This is a genomic window from Serratia sp. A07 (assembly GCF_058725505.1).
On the sequence record NZ_JBZXDO010000164.1, the window covers coordinates 1 to 1,365 of the forward strand.

General features: G+C 63.2%; 2 protein-coding genes and 1 pseudogene. 2 read left to right on the plus strand and 1 reads right to left on the minus strand.

The genetic code is table 11. The annotated features are described in order from the left end of the window. Positions 1–146: 146 nt before the first annotated feature. A pseudogene (locus tag AC4PR2_RS28845) lies at positions 147–248 on the minus strand (hypothetical protein); the annotation flags it as partial. A 314-nt stretch (positions 249–562) separates the two neighbouring features. Between AC4PR2_RS28845 and AC4PR2_RS28850 the strand changes: the two are divergent. After that, positions 563–889, plus strand: a complete 327-nt coding sequence (locus AC4PR2_RS28850; protein WP_492176041.1) for a DUF7609 family protein — start codon at positions 563–565, stop codon at positions 887–889. Positions 890–892: 3 nt separating this feature from the next. Next, positions 893–1,365 (plus strand): Rpn family recombination-promoting nuclease/putative transposase (locus tag AC4PR2_RS28855; RefSeq protein ID WP_492176042.1); only part of this gene is annotated, 473 nt, incomplete at its 3' end.

A 1,365-nucleotide genomic window follows, 5' to 3' on the forward strand; every position in this document is an offset into this window, starting at 1 on the left:
GTCAACACAAAATCAATGCTGCTCGCCGGATAGCCGGCCATCACCTGCACGGAATCACCCAGGACAAATCGGGACATGGCAAAAATCCTCATGGTCAGAGGGGGCAGGAGAGCGCCGGTACGGCGCTCGTTCCCTGCTGCCCGATGTCATGGCCGGCAGCTTCCGCCGCGTGTCAGGCCGACCGTGGAATACCGCCGGCGCCGGCTTTTCGGCGACAAGGATATGCCGCGAAAGCGGCTTGAAGGCCGGGCGCAGCCCGCCGCCACGCCATCAGCGGGGGCTGCCAAGATGTCATCGGGCTGCAGGGGGGAACATTATTGAAGGCCGTTCATGAGCCAGACCGCTGTGCTGTGGCAGTGGTGAAGCACATTGCCACCGCGACACTGCAGCCGCCGGAGAAGGGCCGGCCATGCCGGCGTCCTTTGCGCCCCGGCGCGTGGCGGTTGACCTTCACGGGCGGGCGGCGCTCGCGGCGCCAGTCGGTCCGCCGGGAGCGGATGCCCCAGCCGCATGATTGTGCGATACTGCGCCACAACAGACACAACCGGAGAGGGACAAAGTGATGAGCGACCAGCCAGCTGCGCCAGAGATTATCGAAGACGAGATTATCGATACCGGCACCGAAGAGTTTGCCCACGTGGTGGCCATGCTGGTGCTGCTCGAGCCCGGCATGTCCTACACCCATTCGGTGGCCCTCTCTCCCGACTATGGCGCCGGCCAAATCGTCCAGGACGTCAACAGCCTGAAAAAACGCGCCCGCCGCCTGCTGGTGCCGGCCATGCACGAAGCCGCCAAACGGTCAGGCCAGGTCTACAACATCGAGAGCAGCCTGGTGCTCTACCCGTCAGGTCGCCTGTTCGCCCAGGCCATCGTCACCCGCAGCAGGTAAGTCATGAGCAAACCCACCGCTTCGCCCCACGACGCCGTGTTCAAGGCCTTCCTCACCCACCCGGAGACCGCCCGCGACTTCCTGCAGCTGCACCTGCCATCCAACCTGCTCAAGGTCTGCAACCTTGACACACTGAAGCTCGAATCCGGCTCCTTTATCGAAGATGACCTGCGCGCCTGCTACTCGGACGTGCTCTACTCTCTCGATACGGCCCGCGGGGACGGGTACGTCTATTGCCTGATTGAGCACCAGAGCCGGCCGGATAAAATCATGGCCTTCCGCCTCATGCGCTATGCCATCGCCGCCATGCAGCGCCACCTGGAAGCGGGCCACGAGCGTCTGCCGCTGGTGATACCGCTGATGTTCTATCATGGCCAAACCAGTCCCTATCCCTATTCACTCGACTGGCTGGCGCTGTTCGATGAACCGCAGTTGGCGAAGCAACTTTACAGCAGCGCCTTCCCGTTGGTCGACGT

Excerpts from the sequence above, each read along its gene's own strand:
- AC4PR2_RS28850 (WP_492176041.1), top strand. The coding sequence starts at position 563 with ATGAGCGACCAGCCAGCTGCGCCAGAGATTATCGAAGACGAGATTATC.